This is a genomic window from Rhabdobacter roseus, from assembly GCF_014202275.1.
GTDB lineage: Bacteria > Bacteroidota > Bacteroidia > Cytophagales > Spirosomataceae > Rhabdobacter > Rhabdobacter roseus.
In genome coordinates, this window is record NZ_JACHGF010000003.1 from 711711 (window position 1) to 732694 (window position 20984).

At 52.6% G+C, this 20984-nt stretch carries 19 protein-coding genes; 6 read left to right on the forward strand and 13 right to left on the reverse strand.

Annotated elements, in window-relative coordinates; translation table 11 throughout:
* Positions 1-20: 20 nt before the first annotated feature.
* Both galU and HNQ92_RS12885 read right to left on the reverse strand, forming a co-directional pair.
* The gene (gene galU, locus HNQ92_RS12880) at positions 21-884 is read right to left on the reverse strand and encodes a UTP--glucose-1-phosphate uridylyltransferase GalU (RefSeq protein ID WP_184174423.1); all 864 of its coding nucleotides are present in this window, start codon (positions 882-884) and stop codon (positions 21-23) included.
* A gap of 67 nt (positions 885-951) precedes the next feature.
* A complete protein-coding gene (locus HNQ92_RS12885) occupies positions 952-1947 on the reverse strand; it encodes a mevalonate kinase family protein (protein WP_184174424.1) in 996 nt (331 codons plus the stop codon).
* Between the two features lie 220 nt (positions 1948-2167).
* Here HNQ92_RS12885 and HNQ92_RS12890 point away from each other — a divergent pair, with 220 nt between their 5' ends.
* On the forward strand, positions 2168-3367 hold the full coding sequence (locus HNQ92_RS12890) for a glycosyltransferase family 39 protein (protein WP_184174425.1): 1200 nt from the start codon (positions 2168-2170) through the stop codon (positions 3365-3367).
* Positions 3368-3431: 64 nt separating this feature from the next.
* Here HNQ92_RS12890 and HNQ92_RS12895 read toward each other — a convergent pair whose 3' ends face one another.
* The 5 genes from HNQ92_RS12895 to mutY form a co-directional block, all read right to left on the reverse strand.
* Positions 3432-4427, reverse strand: a complete 996-nt coding sequence (locus HNQ92_RS12895; RefSeq protein WP_184174426.1) for a c-type cytochrome — start codon at positions 4425-4427, stop codon at positions 3432-3434.
* 184 nt (positions 4428-4611) lie between these two features.
* Positions 4612-6084, reverse strand: coding sequence for an IMP dehydrogenase (gene guaB, locus HNQ92_RS12900; RefSeq protein ID WP_184174427.1), 1473 nt, complete (start codon positions 6082-6084; stop codon positions 4612-4614).
* Positions 6085-6186: 102 nt separating this feature from the next.
* On the reverse strand, positions 6187-7398 hold the full coding sequence (locus tag HNQ92_RS12905; RefSeq protein ID WP_221307438.1) for a transporter associated domain-containing protein: 1212 nt from the start codon (positions 7396-7398) through the stop codon (positions 6187-6189).
* 194 nt (positions 7399-7592) lie between these two features.
* The gene (locus tag HNQ92_RS12910) at positions 7593-8078 is read right to left on the reverse strand and encodes a single-stranded DNA-binding protein (protein ID WP_184174429.1); all 486 of its coding nucleotides are present in this window, start codon (positions 8076-8078) and stop codon (positions 7593-7595) included.
* A gap of 64 nt (positions 8079-8142) precedes the next feature.
* Entirely contained in the window at positions 8143-9225 is a 1083-nt protein-coding gene (gene mutY / locus HNQ92_RS12915; RefSeq protein ID WP_184174430.1) for an A/G-specific adenine glycosylase, read from the reverse strand.
* Positions 9226-9382: 157 nt separating this feature from the next.
* Between mutY and HNQ92_RS12920 the strand changes: the two genes are divergently transcribed.
* From HNQ92_RS12920 to HNQ92_RS12935, 4 genes are all read left to right on the forward strand, one after another.
* Positions 9383-9688, forward strand: coding sequence for an HU family DNA-binding protein (locus HNQ92_RS12920; RefSeq protein WP_184174431.1), 306 nt, complete (start codon positions 9383-9385; stop codon positions 9686-9688).
* Between the two features lie 48 nt (positions 9689-9736).
* Entirely contained in the window at positions 9737-10582 is an 846-nt protein-coding gene (locus HNQ92_RS12925) for a tetratricopeptide repeat protein (RefSeq protein WP_184174432.1), read from the forward strand.
* 311 nt (positions 10583-10893) lie between these two features.
* Positions 10894-12456: an Rne/Rng family ribonuclease gene (locus HNQ92_RS12930; protein ID WP_184174433.1), complete on the forward strand. Its 1563-nt coding sequence runs from the start codon at positions 10894-10896 to the stop codon at positions 12454-12456.
* A gap of 387 nt (positions 12457-12843) precedes the next feature.
* Positions 12844-14607 (forward strand): alpha-L-rhamnosidase-related protein, encoded by a 1764-nt coding sequence (locus tag HNQ92_RS12935; protein ID WP_184174434.1) that lies wholly within the window; start codon positions 12844-12846, stop codon positions 14605-14607.
* 5 nt (positions 14608-14612) lie between these two features.
* Here the strand turns inward: HNQ92_RS12935 and HNQ92_RS12940 are convergent, their stop codons facing one another.
* A complete protein-coding gene (locus HNQ92_RS12940) occupies positions 14613-15440 on the reverse strand; it encodes an enoyl-CoA hydratase/isomerase family protein (protein WP_184174435.1) in 828 nt (275 codons plus the stop codon).
* Between the two features lie 66 nt (positions 15441-15506).
* On the reverse strand, positions 15507-16361 hold the full coding sequence (locus tag HNQ92_RS12945) for a hydroxymethylglutaryl-CoA lyase (protein ID WP_184174436.1): 855 nt from the start codon (positions 16359-16361) through the stop codon (positions 15507-15509).
* A 145-nt stretch (positions 16362-16506) separates the two neighbouring features.
* On the opposite strand from HNQ92_RS12945, the gene HNQ92_RS12950 reads away from it, so the two are divergent.
* Complete coding sequence (locus HNQ92_RS12950; RefSeq protein ID WP_184174437.1) at positions 16507-17436, forward strand: sugar phosphate isomerase/epimerase family protein; 930 nt, start codon at positions 16507-16509, stop codon at positions 17434-17436.
* 104 nt (positions 17437-17540) lie between these two features.
* On the opposite strand, the gene HNQ92_RS12955 is transcribed toward HNQ92_RS12950, so the two are convergent.
* From HNQ92_RS12955 to HNQ92_RS12970, 4 genes are all read right to left on the reverse strand, one after another.
* On the reverse strand, positions 17541-17924 hold the full coding sequence (locus HNQ92_RS12955; protein ID WP_184174438.1) for a DUF3592 domain-containing protein: 384 nt from the start codon (positions 17922-17924) through the stop codon (positions 17541-17543).
* A gap of 303 nt (positions 17925-18227) precedes the next feature.
* A complete protein-coding gene (locus HNQ92_RS12960; RefSeq protein WP_184174439.1) occupies positions 18228-18764 on the reverse strand; it encodes a hypothetical protein in 537 nt (178 codons plus the stop codon).
* Between the two features lie 313 nt (positions 18765-19077).
* Complete coding sequence (locus HNQ92_RS12965; RefSeq protein ID WP_184174440.1) at positions 19078-19755, reverse strand: LytR/AlgR family response regulator transcription factor; 678 nt, start codon at positions 19753-19755, stop codon at positions 19078-19080.
* Positions 19752-20834, reverse strand: coding sequence for a sensor histidine kinase (locus HNQ92_RS12970; RefSeq protein WP_184174441.1), 1083 nt, complete (start codon positions 20832-20834; stop codon positions 19752-19754). Before HNQ92_RS12970 ends, HNQ92_RS12965 begins: the two co-directional genes overlap by 4 nt.
* Positions 20835-20984 lie beyond the last annotated feature (150 nt).

Here is a 20984-nt window from a genome sequence, read left to right on the forward strand (position 1 = left end):
CTTTCTGGGTTCGTTCGTTTTTATTCCGCCAGAATCTCCTCCAGGAATTTCCGGAAGGGAGCCGCAAATTCTTTACGTTTCAGCGCAAATTCCACGGTCGTTTTCAGGAAGTCGAGCTTGTTACCGATGTCGTGGCGCTTGCCTTCGATCAGGTGCGAGTAGATGTTTTCGCGCTTCAGGAGCAGCAGCATCGAGTCGGTCAGCTGAATCTCGTTGTTTTTACCCTTGGGCGTTTGCTCGATGGCCTGGAAAATCTCGGGCGAGAGAATGTACCTCCCCGCAATGGCCAGGTTGGAAGGTGCCAAGTCCACGGCCGGTTTTTCCACCAGCGTGGTCAGCTCCATGATGATGTCGCTGAGCGAAGTACCTCCCACAATGCCGTAGCGATTCACCTTGTCGGCGGGTACTTCCTCCACCGCAATCACCGAGCCGCCGTACTGCTCGTAGGTATCCATAAGCTGCTGGGTCACGGGAATGACGGAGTCCATAATGGTATCACCGAGGAGTACCGCAAAGGGCTCGTTGCCCACGTGGTGGCGCGCGTAGTAGATGGCGTCACCGAGGCCGTTGGCTTCTTTCTGCCGCACAAAGTGCACGTTGGCCATGTCGGCCAGGCGGCGCATTTCGTTGTACCACAGCCGGTCTTCCTTCTCTTCCAGGCGCGATTCGAGCTCGATGTTGCGGTCGAAGTGGTCTTCAATGGCGCGTTTTCCTTTTCCCGAAATAATCAGAATATCTTCAATTCCCGAATCTACGGCCTCCTGCACCACGTACTGGATCGTCGGGATGTCGATGATGGGCAGCATTTCTTTCGGCATCGACTTCGTAGCGGGCAAAAAACGGGTACCTAGTCCGGCGGCGGGTATTACGGCTTTACGAATCATGGGAGTAGTAGTCAATCAATTGGGTTAATCAAATAAGATAAATTTCGTATCCTCTTGCTTTCTTCTCTTAAACAATAAAGGGCCGGATGACGCGGGCGTTGTATTTTTTCAATTCCACAAACAGACGATTCAGCATTTCGTCGTCGCGGTAGGTACCGATGATAGTACCGCCCGAGCCGGCAAATTTCGACGAAGCGCCGCAGGCCCGCGCCGCCCGGATGAGCTGCTGGTTGGTTTCTGAAATGGTATAGATCTTGGTGCGCAGGTTGAAGTTCTCGTTCATGAGCTCGTGCAGGTCGTCGGGGCGGCCTTCCTGCAAAGCCTTTTTGGCCTCAGCGGCTAGTTGGGCAATTTGCCCCAGGGTACTTATCACGTCGGCATCGCCGCGGTCGAATCGGGCGCGCACGTCGCTATGTACCTTTCCCGAGACCTTGCTCAGCTGGGTGTTATACGCTACGTAAATCTTGGGCAGCAGCGCCGGATCAAGGCGGTCGTACTGCCCGTAGCCCCGCTGTGCGATCAGCTCCTGGTCAAAATCCATGTACACGCATCCTTCGTAACACTGGATCACGCGGTCTTGCAGGCCGGCCGTGATGCCCAGCTCCTCGGTCTCGGCGGTCATGACGAGCTGAGGCAATAGCTCAAGCGGAATCTCTACTTTGTAAAATTGCATCAGCGCGCGCATCAGCGCCACCACGATGGCACTCGAGCCCGACATACCTACCTGCCGCGGAATGGTGGAGCGGTAGCGCACGGTGAAGTTGCGGTTGGGCAGGCGGATGCCCGCGCCCTCGCAATACTCGCCAAATTTCTTGATACCTGCCTTGATGAGCGGTATGCCGCCGTTGTAGCCCAGCATACTCACCGAGTCACGGAGGTGGTAGATGCTCTTAAAGGTACTTCCGTCCTGCGGCTGGGGCTCGATGTGCAGCTCGGGCGACTCGTATAGGGATATGGAAGTACCGAAATTTCGGACCGAGATGGAAATGGTTTTACCAAAAAAACCGTCGGAAGGATTACCCAACAGCCCGGCACGGGCGTAGGCGCGCGTTTCAATTATCAAGGATCAAGCGTTTTTTTGCCCAATATTACTAACTAAATATGAAAAAAGACCTGCTCGTCTTCATGATAACGGGAAGTATTCAGTGACAAAAAGCGCAGGTATCTGAAAGAAATTTCTTCCTAAGGTACCTATTCAGCACTTTATCAAGAATATTCTTACTTTTGCCCTCCTCAGCGTTCCTTGTAGTACCCTTTCGTTAACTTCTATTTACTGAACCCCCTTGGTTACTTTTTTTAAAAGAGAAGATGCGCTCCTTTACCTGCTCCTGTTGGGCATAGCGCTCAGGGTATTGGTCTACCTTATCCTCCCACCCCTGGGCGACTCCGCCCAAACCGACGTCATTCAATTTATACTGGAAAAAGGACGACTTCCCCTCACCAGCGAGCTGCCCGCCGCCGGGCAGCCCCCTCTCTACTACCTGCTGGCCAGCCTCTTTGCCCGTTTCGACGAGCCGGGTAGCCAAAAGGCCCAGCAGCTACTTTCGCTGCTACTTTCCGTGGGTAGTTTGTACTTTTTATACCAGCTGAGCAAACAGCTCCTTTCGGAGGTACTTCTGCGCAACGGCAGCTTCCTGCTCGCGGCGGTGCTGCCTTCCTTTCTGCTGGGCTCCCTGACGGTATCCAACACCGCCCTGACGTACTTTTTGGGCATCTTGTTGCTTTGGGTGCTTTCAAAGTACATTCACCAGCCCTCCCAAACCCACGAGATAGCCCTGGCGGTAGTACTGGGGCTGGGCATCCTGACGCAGGGTACTTTTCTGGTACTTGGCCTGCCGCTGGTAGTGGTGGTAGCACTGGTACTTTGGAAAGTAGACGCCGCCGCCAAGCTAATTTTCTTTCGGCTGCTGCTCTTTGCGCTCATCGCCCTCACCATAGGTACCTACAAGTACCTCGAAAATTACTACATCGAAGGGCGTTTCTTTATCCCTGATCCGGCGATGGCGTCAGAGCCGCTGGGTACTTTCCTGGCGCAGGCAGGTACTTTGTATTCGGCCTTCTGGCAACCCGAGGCTGAGGGTACTTCTTCATCGCTGAGCAGCAGGTACCTGCGCCCCGTTATCTTCCTGCTGGCGCTACTGCCCACGCTGCTCATACTGCTGGGTTTTGTGGTCAAAAGCGTATCGGTGCTTCGGTTTTTAAGCAAGCTCAAAAAAAGCAATCGCACGTACTTCGCCAAACGGCTGGAAGAAGGTACCTGGCTGCTGCTGCTCGTACTGACTGGCGTGTGGTTTTTCCGAAACGCCAGCCCAGCCACCGCCATGCTGGGCTTGTCTTTTTTTCCGCTGATGTATTTACTCTACCTGGGTTTTCGGTTTCTGCACGAAAGTGCCGCCGCGCTACTACAGGTAGGGTACCTGCTATGGCTGGGGCTGGCGGGGCTGTACGTACTCCACTATGGATTGTTGGGCTTTGGGGGATAGTAAGACTAGGTACTTTGGCATGAATCAAAGTACCTAGTCTTACTTACAGAAGCTGACAGCAACTTTATTTCGCTGCGACCGGTTCGATCGAGAATTTCTCCACCTTATTCTTGATGGGTGGTACCGTTCTGAGGTAGGCAAAAATCGCCTTAAGGTCTTCTTCCTTCATGCCCGCGTACATCATCCAGGGCATAATCGTCTGGAACTCTGTGTTACTTACGGCATGAGGTCGATAGGAGCTGTCGGCATAGGCTTTAAAGCGGGCTACAAAGGCCTCTTCTGTCCAGGCACCAAGGCCCGTTTCCGGGTCCGGGGTTAGGTTAGAGGTACGTATTATGCGGCCATCGCCCAGGCTCATTTCCCAGCCTCCCGCCCAGTCCATACCGGGTATTTTCTGCCCTTTGTCGTCGTTGTTGGTGTGGCATTCGTAGCAGGCCGCTACGTTGGCCAGGTACTTCCCGTACGCTACCCGATCGGTCACGGCCGGGCGCTGGCTAGGCTCCGCCTTTTGCGGAATAGTGCGTAGGATGACGTTGAAGGGAAAATCAGGCTTGGAGGCAGGTACCTCGTTGTCAATGGGCTGCAACGTACGCAGGTACGCAATGATGTCCTTGATGTCTTCGGGGTCGGCTTTGGCATAATACTGGTACGGCATCACCGGAAAGAACGCGTGGCCGTCGCGGCTCACGCCAGTAGTTACGGCCCGGTAGATTTCCCCGTCGGTCCAGTCTTTAAGGGCTGCGGGGGTAATATTGCGCGAATAGAACGTACCCGGAAAACCCTCATTATGATCAAACTTCTCACCACCCGCCCCAAAGGTTTCGGGACGCAAAGGGCCCGAAAAGGCCGTGAAATCGCGACGGCTGTGACAATCCATACAAACCATCACGTGGTTGGCGAGGTACTCGCCACGCTGGACGCGCTCCGGCGTCAATTCTACTTTGAGGTCGGGGGCGTCACCTACGTTGGGCAAAAAGAGAAAAATATAGCCTACGATTCCGACAACGGCAACGACTACCACTGCCAGGACGATACCCAGTACTTTGAAAAGTTTTTTCATACTATCTATAAAAGAAGGGCTTAGGGTGTAGTAACTGTGTTTGTCACAAAGTTATACGAATGAAAATGAACTTATCAAAAGTATTGTGTGAAATGGATTTTTAGGTACCTGAAAACGCCAGAAGGAGAATCGGACTCTCCGGTTCTCCTTCTGAAAGTTTGCAAAAAACAGCACCAAAGTACCCCTAGCGTGAGGAATAGTTGGGAGCTTCCTTCTGGATCATGATGTCGTGCGGGTGGCTTTCTTTCACGCCCGCGGTGGTGATCTTCACAAACTGCGCTTTCTGGAGAGCCGAAATGTCGCCCGCGCCGCAATAGCCCATGCCCGCTTTGAGGCCTCCTACCATTTGGTACAGAATTTCGGAAACTTTTCCCTTAAAAGGTACCCGCCCCACGATTCCCTCCGGCACCAGCTTCTTCACGTCGTCTTCGGCATCCTGGAAGTACCGGTCCTTGGAGCCCTCCTCCATCGCTTCCACCGAGCCCATGCCCCGGTACGCTTTGAATTTACGCCCTTCATAAATGACAATTTCGCCCGGTGCTTCGTCGGTCCCGGCCAGCATAGAGCCGATCATGACGGTGCTGGCCCCACCGGCCAGGGCCTTGGTTACATCCCCGGAGAAGCGCACGCCACCGTCGGCAATGACGGGTACATCCGTGCCTTTTAGGGCCTCAGCAGCGGCCATCACGGCTGACAGCTGCGGTACCCCGATCCCGGCGATGATCCGGGTAGTGCAGATACTTCCCGGCCCTACGCCTACCTTCACGGCATCGGCTCCGGCGGCTACCAGCGCTTTGGCGGCTTCGCCCGTGGCAATATTGCCGGCAATCACGTCCAGCTTCGGAAAGGCCTCTTTGATCGTTCGGACGGCATCAAGTACCCCTTTGGAATGCCCGTGAGCCGTATCCAGACTGATGACGTCGACCCCCGCTTTCACCAGGGCCTCTACCCGCTTGAGCAGGTCGGCCGTTACGCCCACGGCGGCACCTACCCGCAGGCGACCGTACTCGTCCTTACAGGCATTGGGGTGTGATTTCCGTTTGAGAATATCCTTGTAGGTAATGAGTCCCGTGAGCCGGTACTCGTTATCCACGATGGGTAATTTTTCGATTTTATATTCCTGAAGAATGTACTCGGCGTCATCGAGCGAGAGCCCTTCGGAAGCCGTGATCAGGTTTTGCTTCGTCATGATCTCCGTAACGGGCCGCCCCATGTCGCGCTGAAAGCGCAGGTCGCGGTTGGTTAGGATACCGATCAGCCGACTTTGTTTATCCACCACGGGAATCCCCCCTATTTTGAATTCCCGCATGATCTGGTGCGCGTCGCCGAGGGTAGCTCCTTCGGTGAGCGTAATCGGGTCCAGGATCATGCCGCTTTCTGAGCGTTTGACCTTCCGTACCTGCTCCGCCTGTGCTTCCAGCGTCATGTTTTTGTGGATAATGCCAATCCCCCCTTCCTGGGCCATCGCAATGGCCAGCTCGTATTCAGTCACGGTGTCCATAGCCGCTGAAACGAGCGGAATGTTCAGTTGAATGTTGCGGGTAAGACGGGTAATCGTAGATGCGTCGCGCGGGAGAATTTCCGAGTAAGCAGGAAGAAGTAGTACGTCGTCGTAGGTAAGCGCCTCGTAAAGGACTTTGGATGGGTCTGTGCTCATGGGCAAATAATCATATTGTTATTTGCCGGGCAAAATTACGTAGAAGTTTGCAGATCCGAAAACAATTTGTTGTTGCTGCAATATTATTTTTTCGCGAGCTACTTAGCTCACCAGCACCCGTACTTTTTTGATCCGTTTTTTGTCTGCCGACTGTACCTTGAAAGTCAGGTCACGGTGGGTAGCCTGCTCGCCCGTGCGGGGCAGGCGCGAGAAGAGCTCAAGCAGTAATCCGCCCAGCGACTCGCTACTCCCCCTGATTTCCTCGAAGTAGTCCGACTCCAAACCCAGGATACGGCAAAAATCGTTGATAAGTACCTTTCCTTCAAAAACAAAGGTTTTGTCGTCTACCTGGTTGTAATTCACTTCCTCTTCTTCGTCGTACTCGTCGTTGATGTCGCCGAATATCTCCTCAATGATGTCTTCGAGGGTAATGAGCCCGCTGGTACCGCCATACTCATCCACCACGATGGCCATGTGTACGCGCCGGTTCTGAAACTCCTGCATGAGGTCGTCGAGGCGTTTACTTTCGGGAATAAAGTAAGCTTTGCGCATCAGCTTCTGCCAGGCAAAGTGCTCGTCGCGGTGCAGGTGCGGCAATAAATCTTTCACGTATAGGATACCTTCTACGGAGTCGAGGGTTTCCTGGTATACCGGTACCCGCGAGTAGCCCGACTTGTTGATTTTATCCATGAGCTCGTGAAAATCCAGCTCCATGTCAAAGGCGGTGATATTCAGCCGTGGCTTCATGGCCTGGCGGGCGGTGGTTTGTCCGAAAGTAGCCAGTCCGCGCAGCAAATCCCGCTCCTCCTCGCTTTCCGACTGCTTCTCCAGGCGTTCGGCGGCGGCTTCGGCTCCCTCGGGCAGGAGTACACCCCAGCGGGTAGCCAGCGCGGCCAGGCGGCGGTTGAGGGGATTGGCCAGCCGCATGACGGGCCCCAGCACTGCCCCTACCCGCTGCACCAGGGGCAGTGCGTGGCGCCCCGCATAAAAGCGCACCAGGGCATCCAGCCAAAGCCAAAAGAGCAGTACTGCCACCGGTACCCAGGGGTAGGTACGGAGCTCCGCCGTTTCCAGCAGCGTCCAAAACAGCCGGGCCCCCAGCAAAAAGGCGAGTAAGGTAAAGACGCGCTGAACCAGCGACAGGGTAAGCCTTTGGGCCTGGTCGAGTGGTATATAGTCAGCGCTGGGTTTTCTTTCCCAGGGTACCTCCACGGTTGGGATGGCCGCGTAAGCCGCCCGAACAGCCGAAAAAAAGAGAGAAAAAAGCAGAAGTACCGCTACGGCAACAACCTCGGGGGTAGGTATCTGAACCATCTCGGGGACAAGCCCGAGAGCAGGAAGGGGGGCATTGCGGTAAAAAACGGTGCGAAAGCACGTTCGGGATAGGGGATCGTCACTATCGGGTATTTCTTCCACTGGGGCTATAAAATCTGATGGAGCAAGTATAGGGCTATTGTCAAAAAGAAGCAAGCCCCGCCGCAGCGGGGCTTTGTATAAAGTACCTAAGCTCAGAAGGGCAGATCGTCGTCATCGGCACTCCCGGCGGCCATCGTCGGCGGTACGGGGTCGGGGGTACGCGGTGCCGCCGGAGCACTACCGGTAGTAGCCCTGGGAGCCGCTGCCGCTGGTGCGGAGGACTCTCCTCCACCGGAGCCGGCACCGCTGCCCCCCAGTAGGGTCATGCTGCTGGCCCGGATCGTCACGCCCGACCGCTGCTGCCCTTCCTTATCGGTCCAGTTTTCGGTCCGGATGCGGCCTTCTATGTAAACGGAGTTTCCTTTGCGGAGGTACTTTTCGGCAATCTGGGCCAGTCGATCCCAAAGCTCGATCCGGTGCCATTCGGTTTGCTCGACCCGCTCCCCGCTTTTGTTGGTATAGGATTCGGACGTAGCGATGTTGAAGCGGGCCACCGACGAGCCGCCTTCCAGGTACCTTACCTCCGGGTCGCTACCGAGGTTTCCAATCAAGATCACTTTATTAACGCTTCCTGCCATATTTTATCAGTTAGTCAAAAGTAGTATTACGTGAGCCGTTGCTCGTTTGAACTATTTTATAAAGTTAAGAAAAAAAATATTCTTTCACATACGCATCGATCAAAACGGGCTTGGGTAGTTGCTCAATCTCCTCTTCGTCGTAAAAGACCATGCCGACGGGCAGTGGCAGACTCGTTTGCTCGGGCAGCTCAAACCGCCAAAAACGCGTTTTCAGGCGTTGGTGCGACAACAAATGTACGTAAGGCCCCCGTACAGGTAGTCCTTTTCCGGCTTGCGCCCAGCTAGTGAGGTACGCGTCAGGGAGTAAGTCGTCGAGTAGTTCGACCTCCTGGGTTGTTTCTACGAGGTAAAAATCGTACATTCCCTGCCACACGTCCTTTCCGGTGCGTTCGCGCATGGCCAGTTTTCCCCGCTGCTCAAGCACGATGTAGTTCAGGTAGCGGTCGCGTACTTTAGCTTTCTTGGCCTTGACGGGCAGCAGCGCCTGCGCCCCGTGCTGAAAAGCGTAGCACAGCGTATTGAAGGGGCACAGCAGGCAGTCGGGTGCTACGGGCTGGCACTGAATGGCTCCGAATTCGATGAGGGCCTGGTTGAAGGTAGCTGCGTCGTCGGCAGGCATAAGGTACTGGGCCAGGTCGGCAAATTCTTTCTTGGCTGCCGTACTTAGTATGTCCGTCCGGATACCAAAAATCCGGGCAAGTACCCGGTACACGTTTCCATCCACGGCCGCGACGGCTTCATTAAAAGCGAAAGAGGCTACGGCTCCTGCCGTGTAGGTACCAATTCCTTTTAGTTTGAGCAACCCGGCGTAGGTAGTTGGGAAAGTACCTCCCTGCTCCGCCACGATCTGGCGGGCCGTTTGGTGCATGTTGCGGGCGCGGGAGTAGTAGCCCAGCCCCTGCCACAGCCTCAGTACGTCTTTTTCGTCGGCCTGGGCCAGGTCGGTTACGGTAGGATAGGCCGCCACAAACCGGAGGTAGTACGGCAACCCCTGCGCCACGCGGGTCTGCTGCAGGATGACTTCCGACAGCCATATCTGGTAGGGATCGGTGGTATGCCGCCAGGGCAAGTCGCGATGATGATGGTGGTACCAGCGGATAATTCTTTCGCTAAATTCGGACGGCGTTATCTCTACTTCCAAGCTCATTAGTAAGTTTTACTCGCTGTTTTTTAGTGAATTATAAAAAAAATGAAAAGGCTATACTTTTAAGTTTTAGTAAAATTACGCTACCTTTGTACTCCCAAAAACGGAAAGACAATTTTTTTCAAACGGAGTAATATTCATTTTAAAGTTAGTAAACACAGTGACTAAGGCAGACGTAATCGCTCAGATTTCTGAAAAAACCGGTGTAGAAAAGGCTGATGTTCAGCAGACCCTGGAAACATTCTTCACCGTGGTTAAAGATTCACTCGCTGATGGCGAAAATCTTTACGTAAGGGGTTTCGGTAGTTTTATCAACAAGAAACGTGCCCGCAAGGTTGCTCGCAACATCTCGCAGGGTACTTCCATGATCATCGACGAGCACTTTGTGCCCAGCTTCAAGCCGGCCAAAATTTTCGTTGAGCAAGTAAAAACGAGCGACAAGTTAAAAGCCGTCGTTGAAAAGTAATTTCCCTTCCTACCCGAAGGAGATTATTTGCACTAACAAAAGCAAAGTATGAAGAGGTCCATTGTGTTGGTTTGCGTATTGGCCGTTACGTTAGTGGGTACGCTGTACAGCTTACCCAAGGTGGTAGTCAATACTAAAAACCAGGATGTGGATGCCGGACAAAGTACAGCTCAGGCACCAGAAAATGACGCGAGAGGAGATGGGGCCCCGGCCGACAACCACTCGGCTCAGCCTCTGGCGCCTGAGCAGCTCCGGCAAATTGAAGAATTGCGCGGGGCTTACACCCAGGCCGGGCCCGGGGAGCGCCCCGAGGCGGCCATAAAACTATCCGACGCCTACAGCCGTTTGCAACGGTTAGACAGCGCCGCTTACTACGCTGAGCAAGCAGCCTTGCTTATCCCGTCGGTGGAGAACTGGCTGCGGACCGGTGATCGCTACTACGAAGCCTACGGGTTTGCGGTAGAAGAAACCAAAGCCGCTCAGCTGGGCGTAAAAACCAGGGCGTCTTACCAAAAAGCGCTCGACCTGAATCCCGAGCTACTAGCAGCCAAAGCCAACATGGCGATGACCTACGTCAACACGGCCTCACCCATGCAGGGAATCATGCTGCTCCGCGAAGTACTCGATGCCGACCCTACCAATGAGCTGGCGTTATTTAATCTGGGTATACTCTCGATGCGTTCTAACCAGTATACCAAAGCGGTGGAGCGCTTCCAGCAAATCCTGATCAACAGCCCTTCCAACACGAAGGCGCAGTTTTACCTGGGCGTGTGCCTGGTGGAGCTGGGACGTAACGACGAAGCTCGTAAAGTACTGGCCGATGTCAAAAAGAAAGAAAAAGATCCGGTGATTCAGCAGGCCATTGGCGAGTTGGAGCAGCGGCTCGATGAATGATCAAAGTAAACAGGTGCTTGCCCTAAGCACCGAAGAAGGTATTCAAGTAATTTTTCACATTAACATTTAACCGTTATAAGCTATGCCTTGCGGAAAGAAAAGAAAGAGACATAAGATTTCAACGCACAAGAGAAAGAAGCGTCTAAGAAAGAACCGACATAAGAAGAAGTAAGGACAAGCGTGAGACTGGGGGCTGCCGTTAGGTACAGAGATCTGGTCTCACGCTTTGTATTTTTCCTACTCCTCCGCATTTCTCTTCGAAATGCCGTGCCTAATTATCAACTTTAAAAGACCAATCAATTGGTTATACATTGAGTAACGAATTAATCATAAATTCTACTCAAAAGGGGGAGCGTATAGCCCTTTTGCAGAATAAACGTCTACTTGAATACCACGTCGAAGCACCCGATCAGAACTTTACCGTTGGCGATATCTACCTCGGTACAGTTCGGAAGTTAGTCACGGGACTTAACGCCGCTTTTGTGGATGTGGGCTACGAGAAGGATGCTTTCCTGCATTATCTCGATTTAGGACCCAACATCAACTCCCTGAACAAGTTGACGAAAGACGCCGTTGCCAAACGCGTCAACTCCGGGAAGCTGGCAAACTTCAAGATGGAACCCGAAATTGAAAAACTGGGTAAAATCGACAAGGTACTTTCCAAGAATCAGCCCATTCTGGTGCAGATTGTCAAAGAGCCCATTTCTACCAAGGGGCCTCGCCTTTCCTGCGATATTTCCATCGCAGGCCGTTATATCGTACTTGTTCCTTTTTCCAATTCTGTCAATCTTTCCAAAAAGATCACCGACAAGCAGGAGCGTACCCGTCTCCAGCGGCTCATGTCTTCCATCAAACCCGCCAACTTCGGCGTGATCGTCCGTACGGTGGCGCAGGGTAAAGATGTGGAAGAGCTGGATCGTGACCTGCAAACCTGCATTGAAAAGTGGGAAAATGGCATCAAAGCCCTGCGCGACGCCAAACCCCGCGACCGCATCATCGGTGAAATGAACCGGGCGTCTTCGATCCTGCGGGATATGCTCAACGAATCCTTCGATAGCATCACCGTAGACTCCAAGGAGGTATACGACGACATCAAAACGTACATCCGTACCATTGCGCCCGACAAAGAAAATATCCTGCGGTTTCATAACGGCAAGAATAAGCTTTTTGAACAATTCGGTTTAGAAAAGCAGATCAAGTCGCTGTTTGGACGATCGGTAAGCCTGCCCGCCGGAGGGTACCTGATCATCGAGCATACCGAAGCCCTGCACGTCGTGGACGTCAACAGCGGCAACAAATCCAACACCGAGGAAGATCAGGAAGCCACGGCCGTCAGTGTCAACATCGAAGCCGCCAAGGAAATTGCCCGTCAGCTACGCCTGCGCGACATGGGGGGTATCATCGTGGTGGACTTCATCGACATGAAGAAAGCCGAAAACAAGCGGAAGATCCACGACATCATGCGGGAGGAGATGAAATACGATCGCTCCAAGTATACCGTCCTGCCGCTTTCTAAGTTCGGTCTGATGCAAATCACCCGGCAGCGGGTCCGGCCGGAGCTCAACATCGTTACCCGCGAAACCTGCCCTACCTGCGGTGGCACCGGCACCATTCAGGCCAGCATCCTGGTATCGGATATTATTCTTAATAACCTGGACTACATCCTTACCAAGCAGAATGAGCGCGGAATTACGGTGGCCCTGCATCCGTTTCTGTACGCGTACTTTACCAAAGGATTCATCTCCGAGCAGGTACGGTGGTTCTTTAAATACAAAAGCTGGGTAAAGCTCATGCAGGACAGTTCCCTTGGTGTCGTGGAATTTAAATTTCACAACCGCTTTGGGGAAGAGATAGAAATCACCCAGGTCAATTAAGATCATCGCTACTTCTATCCTGTATCATCCAAGACATTTCAAGCCTCCTTTCCTAGCCGAAGGGGGGCTTTTTTTCGACGCTGGTTCGCGTTTGCAACGCGAATCCTCCCCGATCTCTTGCGTTTGTAACGCATGTCATCGTCCCGAGGGCAACGATTCAAAAAATAGGTACTTAAAATTAAGTACTTTTTAAAAGTAAAGTACTCTATGCTAGTAGGATACCGCATGAAAGTGATTCATAAAAATACCCGTACTAGTACAGCCAGTCTACCATGGTTATGTATAAATCTTGTTTATCAACGACTTGCGCCTTCCTGCGGATTCCTATTTTCCGAGGGTGCACTCAACCCGCACTACCTCCCAACTACCCTGACCTTTTACCGCAGCATGAAAACAAGTACCTGGATTTTGCTTATCATTGGGTTCCTCAACCAAACCATCGTTTTGGCCCAGCTCCCACCCATCTTTGAAGCCACCCGGGCACCGCAGGCCCAGACCGAAGCCACAACGCGAAGGTACCTGCCGCCGGTCCGCATTCTCTGGAAAACACCCAACGCCGCCATCCAGAACGAGCAGGTACTTTTGAAGCCCGGCAACGGCCAGGCCGACCTCTCGGGCAAAGACCTCTGCCGCCTCAAAAGTACCGACACCCAGAAACCGGGCCTGCTGCTGGACTTTGGCAAGGAGCTGCACGGTGGCCTGCAAATCGTGACGGGCATGTGGCCCGGCAACAAGCCAATTACGGTGCGGCTGCGCTTCGGGGAGTCGGTGAGCGAAGCCATGTCGGACATCGAGCCTACCCAAAACGCCACCAACGACCACGCCATGCGCGACCTCATCGTACAGGTACCTTGGCTGGGAAAGCTCGAGATTGGCAACACGGGTTTTCGCTTCGTGCGCATCGACGTCGTGGATAGCAACGTGGAGCTGGCGCTGAAGGAAGTACGCGCCATTTTTATCTTTCGCGATATTCCCTACCTGGGCTCCTTCCGGAGTAGCGATACGCTCCTAAATCAAATCTGGGAAACCGGTGCCTATACCGTACACCTCAACATGCAAGACTACCTCTGGGACGGCATCAAGCGCGACCGCCTCGTGTGGGTAGGCGACATGCACCCGGAGGTATCAACCATCAATACCGTTTTTGGGTACAATGACGTTGTTCCGAAAAGCCTCGACCTCTCGCGCGACATCACGCCCCTGCCCCAGTGGATGAACGGCATCAGTACCTACTCCATGTGGTGGATCATCATTCACCGCGACTGGTACCGGCAGCACGGCGACCTCAAGTACCTCCGCGAGCAGCGCGAGTACCTGGTGAAGCTGCTGGAATTACTAAGTACCAAAATCGATGAACAAAACCGCGAAAAGCTCGACGGCCGCTTTCTGGACTGGCCCTCCAGCGAAAACAAGGAAGGCATTCACGCGGGCCTGCAGGCCATGATGGTGCTGGCGCTGCAAGCGGGAGCTGAGCTGGCGGGTATTTTGGGCGAAAAAGCAGCGGTAAGTACCTGCGAAGAAGCACTCGGTCGGCTGCGCAGGTACATTCCTAACCCCAACCACTCCAAGCAGGCAGCGGCGCTGCTGGCACTGGCAGGGCTGATGCCCGCCGAGCAGGCCAACCGGGAGGTACTTGCGGTAGACGGCGCGCGCCACTTTTCAACTTTCTACGGCTACTACATGCTACAGGCCAAAGCCCAGGCCGGTGATTACCAGGGTGCCCTCGACAACATCCGGGAGTACTGGGGAGCCATGCTCCAGCTCGGTGCCACTACCTTCTGGGAAGATTTTAATCTCGACTGGCTTCCCAATGCCTCGCGCATCGACCGGCTCGCTCAGCCGGGACAGAAGGATATTCACGGCGACTACGGTGCTTACTGCTACGTGGGTTTTCGGCATAGCCTGGCCCACGGCTGGGCCTCCGGACCGACGCCCTGGCTCACCGAGCACGTGCTGGGCATCAAGGTGATGGAGCCGGGCTGTAAGGTGATCCAAGTGGAGCCGCACCTGGGCGACCTCACCTTTGCCGAAGGTACCTTCCCTACCCCGCACGGGCTCGTGAAAGTAAAACACACCAAACGCCCCGACGGCCGCGTGCAGTCAGACATCAGTGCGCCCAAGCAGGTGAAGATTATTCGTCCGAAGCAGTAAAGTACCTACTTCCCCTCCCAGCGGGGAGGGCGCTTTTCGCGGAAAGCAGCGATGCCTTCCCGCGCATCTTCCGACTGCACCAGCCGGTCGAGCTGGGCTTTCAGGTACGCGTGCTGCTGGGTGGGGGGTACTTCAAAGAGCGCGTTGAACGTTTCCATACCCACCCGAATGGCCAGCGGGGCGTTTTCGCTGATCTGCTTCGCCAGGGTCTGTACCTCCTGCCCGATCTGGTCCGGCGCCGACAGGCCCGTAACTAGCCCCATCGCCAGGGCCTCCTGGGCCGAAAACGACCGCCCCGTCAGGCACAGCTCAAGTACCCGGCGCGGTGGCAAAATGCGCAGCAGCGACGCCATCACCTGCATGGGCCACAGCCCGCGCTTCACTTCCGGCAGGCCAAAGGTAGCCTCGGGGGTACTTACCACCAGGGTGCAGCCCGCCAGCAGCAAAAATCCCCCCGCCAATACCGGCCCCTCCACCTGTGCAATACACGGCTTCTGTAAGTCGATGAACGCGTCGCCGAGCGTAATGGGTACCTGAGGAAGAGGTAAATCCGGATTTTTCAAATCAGCCGCGGCATCCCGAAAGGCATTCAGGTCGGCCCCGGCGCAGAACACCGGTCCTTCGGCGGCCAGCACCACGCAACGTACCGCTGGGGTGTAATGCGCATAGGCCAACGCGAACGCAATCTCCTCGGCCATGGTGGGTGTGAAGGCGTTGCGCTTTTCGGGCCGCGCCAGCGTGATGGTGAATACGTGCCCGTTCAGAGCCGTTTGGAGGTACTTTAATCTACCTAGCTCAAAGGCTTGAACCGCTTCTTTGGAATAAAAACGCATCGTTGTTTATGTTTCAAAAAGTACCTTAGCACATTACCCTCAAGGTACTTTGGTTCAACCATTAGCTCACTGTACCAAGGCCGCAAACTGCTGGCGGGCCTGTGCCAAAAGTACCTCGTCCAGCGCCAGCGCCTCGCCTTTTTCCTGGGCAAAAGCCACGAGGTTCTCGGTAGGCATGTTACCCACGAGCTCGTCTTGTGCCATGGGGCAGCCGCCGTAGCCCAGCAGCGCGCCGTCGAACCGGCGGCAACCGGCCGCGTAGGCCGCCGCTACCTTTTCGCGCCAGTGCTGCGGGGTAGTATGGAAATGCGCCCCAAATTCCAGCGCCGTCCTAGATTCCGGGGTACTTAATAGTCCGGTAAATAGCTCCGTAATTGTCTCCGGAGTAGCCACGCCCACGGTATCCGACAGCGAGAAAGTCCGGATGCCCAGCGCCGCCAGTTTTTCGATCCACTCCAAAGCCACCTCCGGGGCCCAGGGGTCGCCGTAGGGATTTCCGAAGCCCATCGAGATGTAGATCACCAGCTCCTTACCGTACTGCTCGCAAAGTACCTGCATGGCTTCCACCCGCCCCACCGACGCCTCGATGGTGGCGTTGGTATTGCGCCGCTGAAAGGTCTCCGAAATCGAAAAGGGGTACCCCAGGTAGGTCAGCGCGTCGAACTGGCAGGCCTCCTGTGCGCCCCGCTCGTTGGCTACGATGGCCAGCAGGCGGCTCGAAGTACCCGTCCGGTCTAGGCCCCTAAGTACCTCCGCCGTGTCGCGTACCTGCGGCATGGCGCGCGGCGACACAAAACTACCCAGGTCGATGGTGTCGAAGCCCACCCGCAGAAGGGTACTTAGGTACTTGATCTTTTCTTCCGTGGGGATAAACGGCAGGTACCCCTGCCAGGCATCCCTCGGACACTCGATGATTTTCATTTTTCTGTCGGATGAAGTAGTTGCTTTCGTAAGTATAACAAAAAAACGACGGCACTGGCTACTTTTCCGGCTTCCGTACTAGGTAAGTCGAGAAAAAAAGACCATCTTGGTACTTATTAAAAAAATTTATTAACCCTTTATCCCTATGCTTGCACGTCGTCGTTTTCTGCAAAAATCGCTGGCAGGTACCCTAGGCCTGGCGGCAGCTACCTCTTCCCTGGCGTACAGCCAGCCGCTGGCGGCTCCCAAGCCCTTCAAGCTGGGTATCTCTACCTACTCCTACTGGCACTTCCGGACGCCCAAAGTACCCATCGAGAAGGTGATCGACGAAGCCGCGGCGCTGGACGTGGAGGGCGTGGACATCCTGCACCGGCAAATGGAAAGCGAGGACAATGCCTACCTGCAAAAGCTCAAGCGCCACGCTTTCCTAAACGGCGTGGACCTGATTAGCCTCTCGATCCATCAGGATTTTGTGGAAGCCGATCCCGCCGAACGCCGCAAGCACATCGAGCACACCAAAAATTGCATTGAGCTGGCTTATAAAATGGGGATTCCGAGTATCCGGCTCAACTCCGGGCGCTGGAACACGATCCAATCGTTCGACGACCTCATGGCCAACCGTGGTGTGGAGTCCGTGCTGGAAGGCTACACCGAAGACGACGGCTTCAAATGGTGCATCGACAGCATTGAGCAGTGCCTGCCCAAAGCCGCCGAGTGCGGCGTGGTGCTAGCGCTCGAAAACCACTGGGGCCTCACCTCCACGCCCGAAGGCCTGCTGCGTATCCGTAAGGCCATCGACTCGCCCTGGATGGGCGTGCTGCTCGACACCGGTAACTTCCTGGAAAACCCCTACGACAAGCTAAAAATGGTAGCGCCCCACGCCAATTTCGTACAGGCCAAAACCTACTACGGCGGCGGCGAGTGGTACACCCTCGACCTCGACTACAAGCGAATATTTGGCATCCTGCGCGAAGCAGGCTACCAGGGATACATTTCCCTGGAATTTGAAGGCAAAGAGGCCGCCGAGTCCGGCGTCCGGAAGAGCATTGCGATGTTGCGGGAGGCGATGGGTTGAAGTACCTGGATTGGCTGTATGCCTTGCATAGCCTGTGGTACTTCTAAATAGTAGTAGCACAGCTAGCACCAAGCCCTGCTTAGGTCTTTTCGATTAACCCTTTTTTATACTATATCGAATAAAGCCAAGAAGACGTAAACGACCAACGCCATACCGATTATAATAACTAGTATGGGTACTATTGCTAAGTTAAAATAAGAATCTAATTCGACCAGCTCGGGATTTTCGGGGTCATAGACTAAATCAACATGAGTACCCTCACGATAACGAGTTGGGTTAGAGCCAGATCCTAATTCTTTTGTTATCCAAACATCCTCTCTTGTCCGAAACCTGACAATAGGATAATAAAATTCCTCTCTCATCTTTAATGAGTAAACTACCCCTCTCACTTTTATACCGTAGACCTTCAAATAATTATTCTCCCGAATTTTTTCGATTCCAGCGATTATCAAGCAAACTCCTAAAATTGTTAAGATAATTTCAACCATTGTTTTTATCGAAGCCTAGGTTTTCAGGATCTCTGCCTACCGATCAGTTTCTTCATAGCATCATAAAGTTTATTGGACTTTAAAGGTAGTATTTTAGGTACTTAGAGCCAAAATGAAATCTTGCTCTACGCTGCGTGCCGTCTCAGACTACGCCTTATTTAAGAATAACTTGAAAAGCGTAGTACGAAACTACAAGAAACAAAGCGACCGCCTCTGATTAATCAGGGACGGTCGCTTTATTTTTGGTCGCCAGGTGCAGCATGAGTACGCACTCCGGCTCCGTTAGTTCAAGCTTACTTCTTCCTACCGTTTCGGCATCTTCACGGCGCTTCCTTTTGAATCAAAGTACATTTCTTTTCCACCTACCTGCGTGGAATAGTACGTATTGTCTCCTACCTGAATTTCGTAGGCTGAGGTTGCATTTTGTTTCTTAAGTGCACTCTGTACGGAAGACGGCAGATCGCTCGTATTCGTACTGGTCCGGGTTTCGATCATCCGACCATCCTGCCCGTAGAGAACCGACCTGTTTTTGCCGTCCTGGGTGAACGAACTCCTGTAAACATCATTATTGTATTCCCAAGTGGCACCGGTAACGCCCGAATAATCAGTACCAAAGCTGGATTGAATGTTTTGGGGAATTCTATTCATATCCATCGAATTGTAGGTACCCTGTCCCATGTAGGGAGTCGTTGATGTGCGGTTGCCTGCGTTCTGTGGTACCGTAGTTCCCGGCGTGCTTTGTGGCGTAGTCTGTGCTGGTGTGCCCTGTGGCGTTGTCTGTGCCATGGTTCCGAAGACAACAGATGCCATCAGAGCCGTAAAAAAAATGGTGCGTTTCATAGCTACTAAGTTTAGTTTGAGTTTTTAGATTGAAAGACTGGTTAAAGAAAAAGAATCTTGCCACGTACCTCCCTATCTCAACCCAGAACACAACTGCCTACTGATATACGTATGGGTACAAATAGGCCGCGTAGTAACTGTAGTGAAGAAAATCATTATTTATCCTGATTTTATTATACCCTACTTGATAGAATAAGTAAGTGAGGTATAAGGCGCAAAAAACTCCCCAGCATGTACCCTTTGTTTGGCATAGGGCCGTTACCCTACGATCCCGGTCAGAATGAAGGATTTAATCACTATAGAATACTCCTCTTCATTGCAAGTCTGACAGCTCAGGCAGCTTTCCTTTGTAGTGACCACCTATTGGAATACGGATCTCACCGATATATACCTCATTTTTACCTATCACCGTCAGACGTAACAAGTTAACCAAATACGACCGATGGACTCGACAAAACTGCCCCTGCGGCATCAAATCGCAAACGGCTTTCATCGTCATGTGCGTAATATAGTTGCCGGTGATGGTTTTAAGAAGTAAATAGTCTCGTATTGATTGGACCAGCAAGATATCCTGATGTTCAATTTTTAACAACTTTCCATTCACCTTGAAATAGGAGTAGGTGCTTTCAGGCTTCTTGTCCTGAAGCCTCTGAAAGCGCGAAATGCTCTTAGCAAGCCTTTCATACGTAACCGGTTTAAGTAGGTAATCAACAGCCTCCAGCTCATAGCTATCGGCTCCGTATTCCGGGAAAGCAGTCGTGAAGATGACTGCCGGTGGATTTTTTAAGCTTTTGATAAAATCTATTCCACTTATAACAGGCATTTTTATGTCGAGAAAAATCAGATCCGGTGAGGTGTTGGCAATTGCTTCAAAAGCTTCAACGGCATTGGCATATTTTCCCAGAAGATGAAGTTTCGGTGTCCTAGAAATGTGGCTTTCCAGCACCAGCCTTGCCAGAGGTTCATCGTCAACAATAATACAGGTTATCATCGCGACTTCAAATTAATGCTAAGGTGTACTTCATAGTGATCCGAATTCTCTATTATCTCAACCCAATGTGCTTGTGGGTAAAGTAGTGCCAACCTTTTTTGGGCGTTTGTGTGGCCAATGCCGGATCGGGCGTCAGTTAACTCTATAGCTGGTTTGCTGTTTTTGATTTCCATAACTAATTGATTTCCCAAAAGACAAATGATGATTTGTACATACCCGGTGCCAATTTCATTTCGGATACCATGTTTGAAAGCATTTTCAATGTATGGTAAAAGTAGGAGCGGCTCAATGCAGACCTTGTTTGTAATCCCTTGCGTGTCAAATAAAATAGAAATTCTTTCAGAAAACCGCACAGATTCTACGCTCACATAGTTTTGGATAAAATCTATCTCCTGCTCCAGACCGACATGGGGACGGGCGGAATCGTAGAGGATGTATCGCATGATCCCGGTATGCCTAGCAACCAGGTCGGCAGTTTTAGCTGATCCTTGCAAGGCCAGTCCGTAAATATTGTTCAGCGTGTTGAAAAAGAAATGCGGGTGGAGCTGAGCTTTCAGAGAATCAAGCTCCATTTCAAGTTGCTGCCGGCGTAGCGTCTCTACCTGTTTCGACAGCCTAGCGGCTCTTATATAATAGGCTAACGCGGTGATGACCAGCAACTCCCGTAAAATATAGACGACGCTAAAATGAATAACGGTATTCGTTTTGTACCATCTTTCTGCGCGGGAGGTGATGCTTTCCGGCAGAAAATGCATATGAGAGATCAACCTGTAATTGAGCACATAGTAGTAGTTCAATAAAATCAGGAACCCGATCAGCAGCAGAGAGAAATAAACCCGATTCCCTGAAAAAAGATACCGCTCAACAAGGAACTTGTAGTAAAGCCAGAACGGAAGGATGTTGAGTGCTCCGTAAAGCACCCGTTCAGGAATTTCCCGGAAGAAAAGTACAGTTGAATTCCGTTCGTTGAAATTGTATTCCAAACTGCTCAATACAGGGAAAAGTATAAAGTAGATGAGGAAGAACGCGACTTCAACAGGTCTGATCTCTGGCTTCAGGATATTTTTAAACAACTTCATTTCAAGAAATTTATCAGGAGTTTTGATAACCTAGCGACCTTCTTTCCGGAAAGCCCTTCATTTTCGACAAAACCGGCAAATATTTCGACAAAACAACACGAAAACTGCTTAGGTCGAAATAACTGTCTGTCTGGACTAAACGTAAAGGAA

What these genes read in the sequence shown, in the direction of transcription:
- HNQ92_RS12905 (WP_221307438.1), bottom strand. Translation starts at nt 7,398, where the DNA reads ATGGTTCAGATACCTACCCCCGAGGTTGTTGCCGTAGCGGTACTTCTG.
- HNQ92_RS12895 (WP_184174426.1), bottom strand. Translation starts at nt 4,427, where the DNA reads ATGAAAAAACTTTTCAAAGTACTGGGTATCGTCCTGGCAGTGGTAGTC.
- HNQ92_RS12965 (WP_184174440.1), bottom strand. Translation starts at nt 19,755, where the DNA reads ATGATAACCTGTATTATTGTTGACGATGAACCTCTGGCAAGGCTGGTG.
- HNQ92_RS12945 (WP_184174436.1), bottom strand. Translation starts at nt 16,361, where the DNA reads ATGAAAATCATCGAGTGTCCGAGGGATGCCTGGCAGGGGTACCTGCCG.
- mutY (WP_184174430.1), bottom strand. Translation starts at nt 9,225, where the DNA reads ATGAGCTTGGAAGTAGAGATAACGCCGTCCGAATTTAGCGAAAGAATT.
- HNQ92_RS12955 (WP_184174438.1), bottom strand. Translation starts at nt 17,924, where the DNA reads ATGGTTGAAATTATCTTAACAATTTTAGGAGTTTGCTTGATAATCGCT.
- HNQ92_RS12910 (WP_184174429.1), bottom strand. Translation starts at nt 8,078, where the DNA reads ATGGCAGGAAGCGTTAATAAAGTGATCTTGATTGGAAACCTCGGTAGC.
- HNQ92_RS12950 (WP_184174437.1), top strand. Translation starts at nt 16,507, where the DNA reads ATGCTTGCACGTCGTCGTTTTCTGCAAAAATCGCTGGCAGGTACCCTA.
- HNQ92_RS12940 (WP_184174435.1), bottom strand. Translation starts at nt 15,440, where the DNA reads ATGCGTTTTTATTCCAAAGAAGCGGTTCAAGCCTTTGAGCTAGGTAGA.
- HNQ92_RS12970 (WP_184174441.1), bottom strand. Translation starts at nt 20,834, where the DNA reads ATGAAGTTGTTTAAAAATATCCTGAAGCCAGAGATCAGACCTGTTGAA.
- guaB (WP_184174427.1), bottom strand. Translation starts at nt 6,084, where the DNA reads ATGAGCACAGACCCATCCAAAGTCCTTTACGAGGCGCTTACCTACGAC.
- HNQ92_RS12960 (WP_184174439.1), bottom strand. Translation starts at nt 18,764, where the DNA reads ATGAAACGCACCATTTTTTTTACGGCTCTGATGGCATCTGTTGTCTTC.
- HNQ92_RS12935 (WP_184174434.1), top strand. Translation starts at nt 12,844, where the DNA reads ATGAAAACAAGTACCTGGATTTTGCTTATCATTGGGTTCCTCAACCAA.
- HNQ92_RS12925 (WP_184174432.1), top strand. Translation starts at nt 9,737, where the DNA reads ATGAAGAGGTCCATTGTGTTGGTTTGCGTATTGGCCGTTACGTTAGTG.
- galU (WP_184174423.1), bottom strand. Translation starts at nt 884, where the DNA reads ATGATTCGTAAAGCCGTAATACCCGCCGCCGGACTAGGTACCCGTTTT.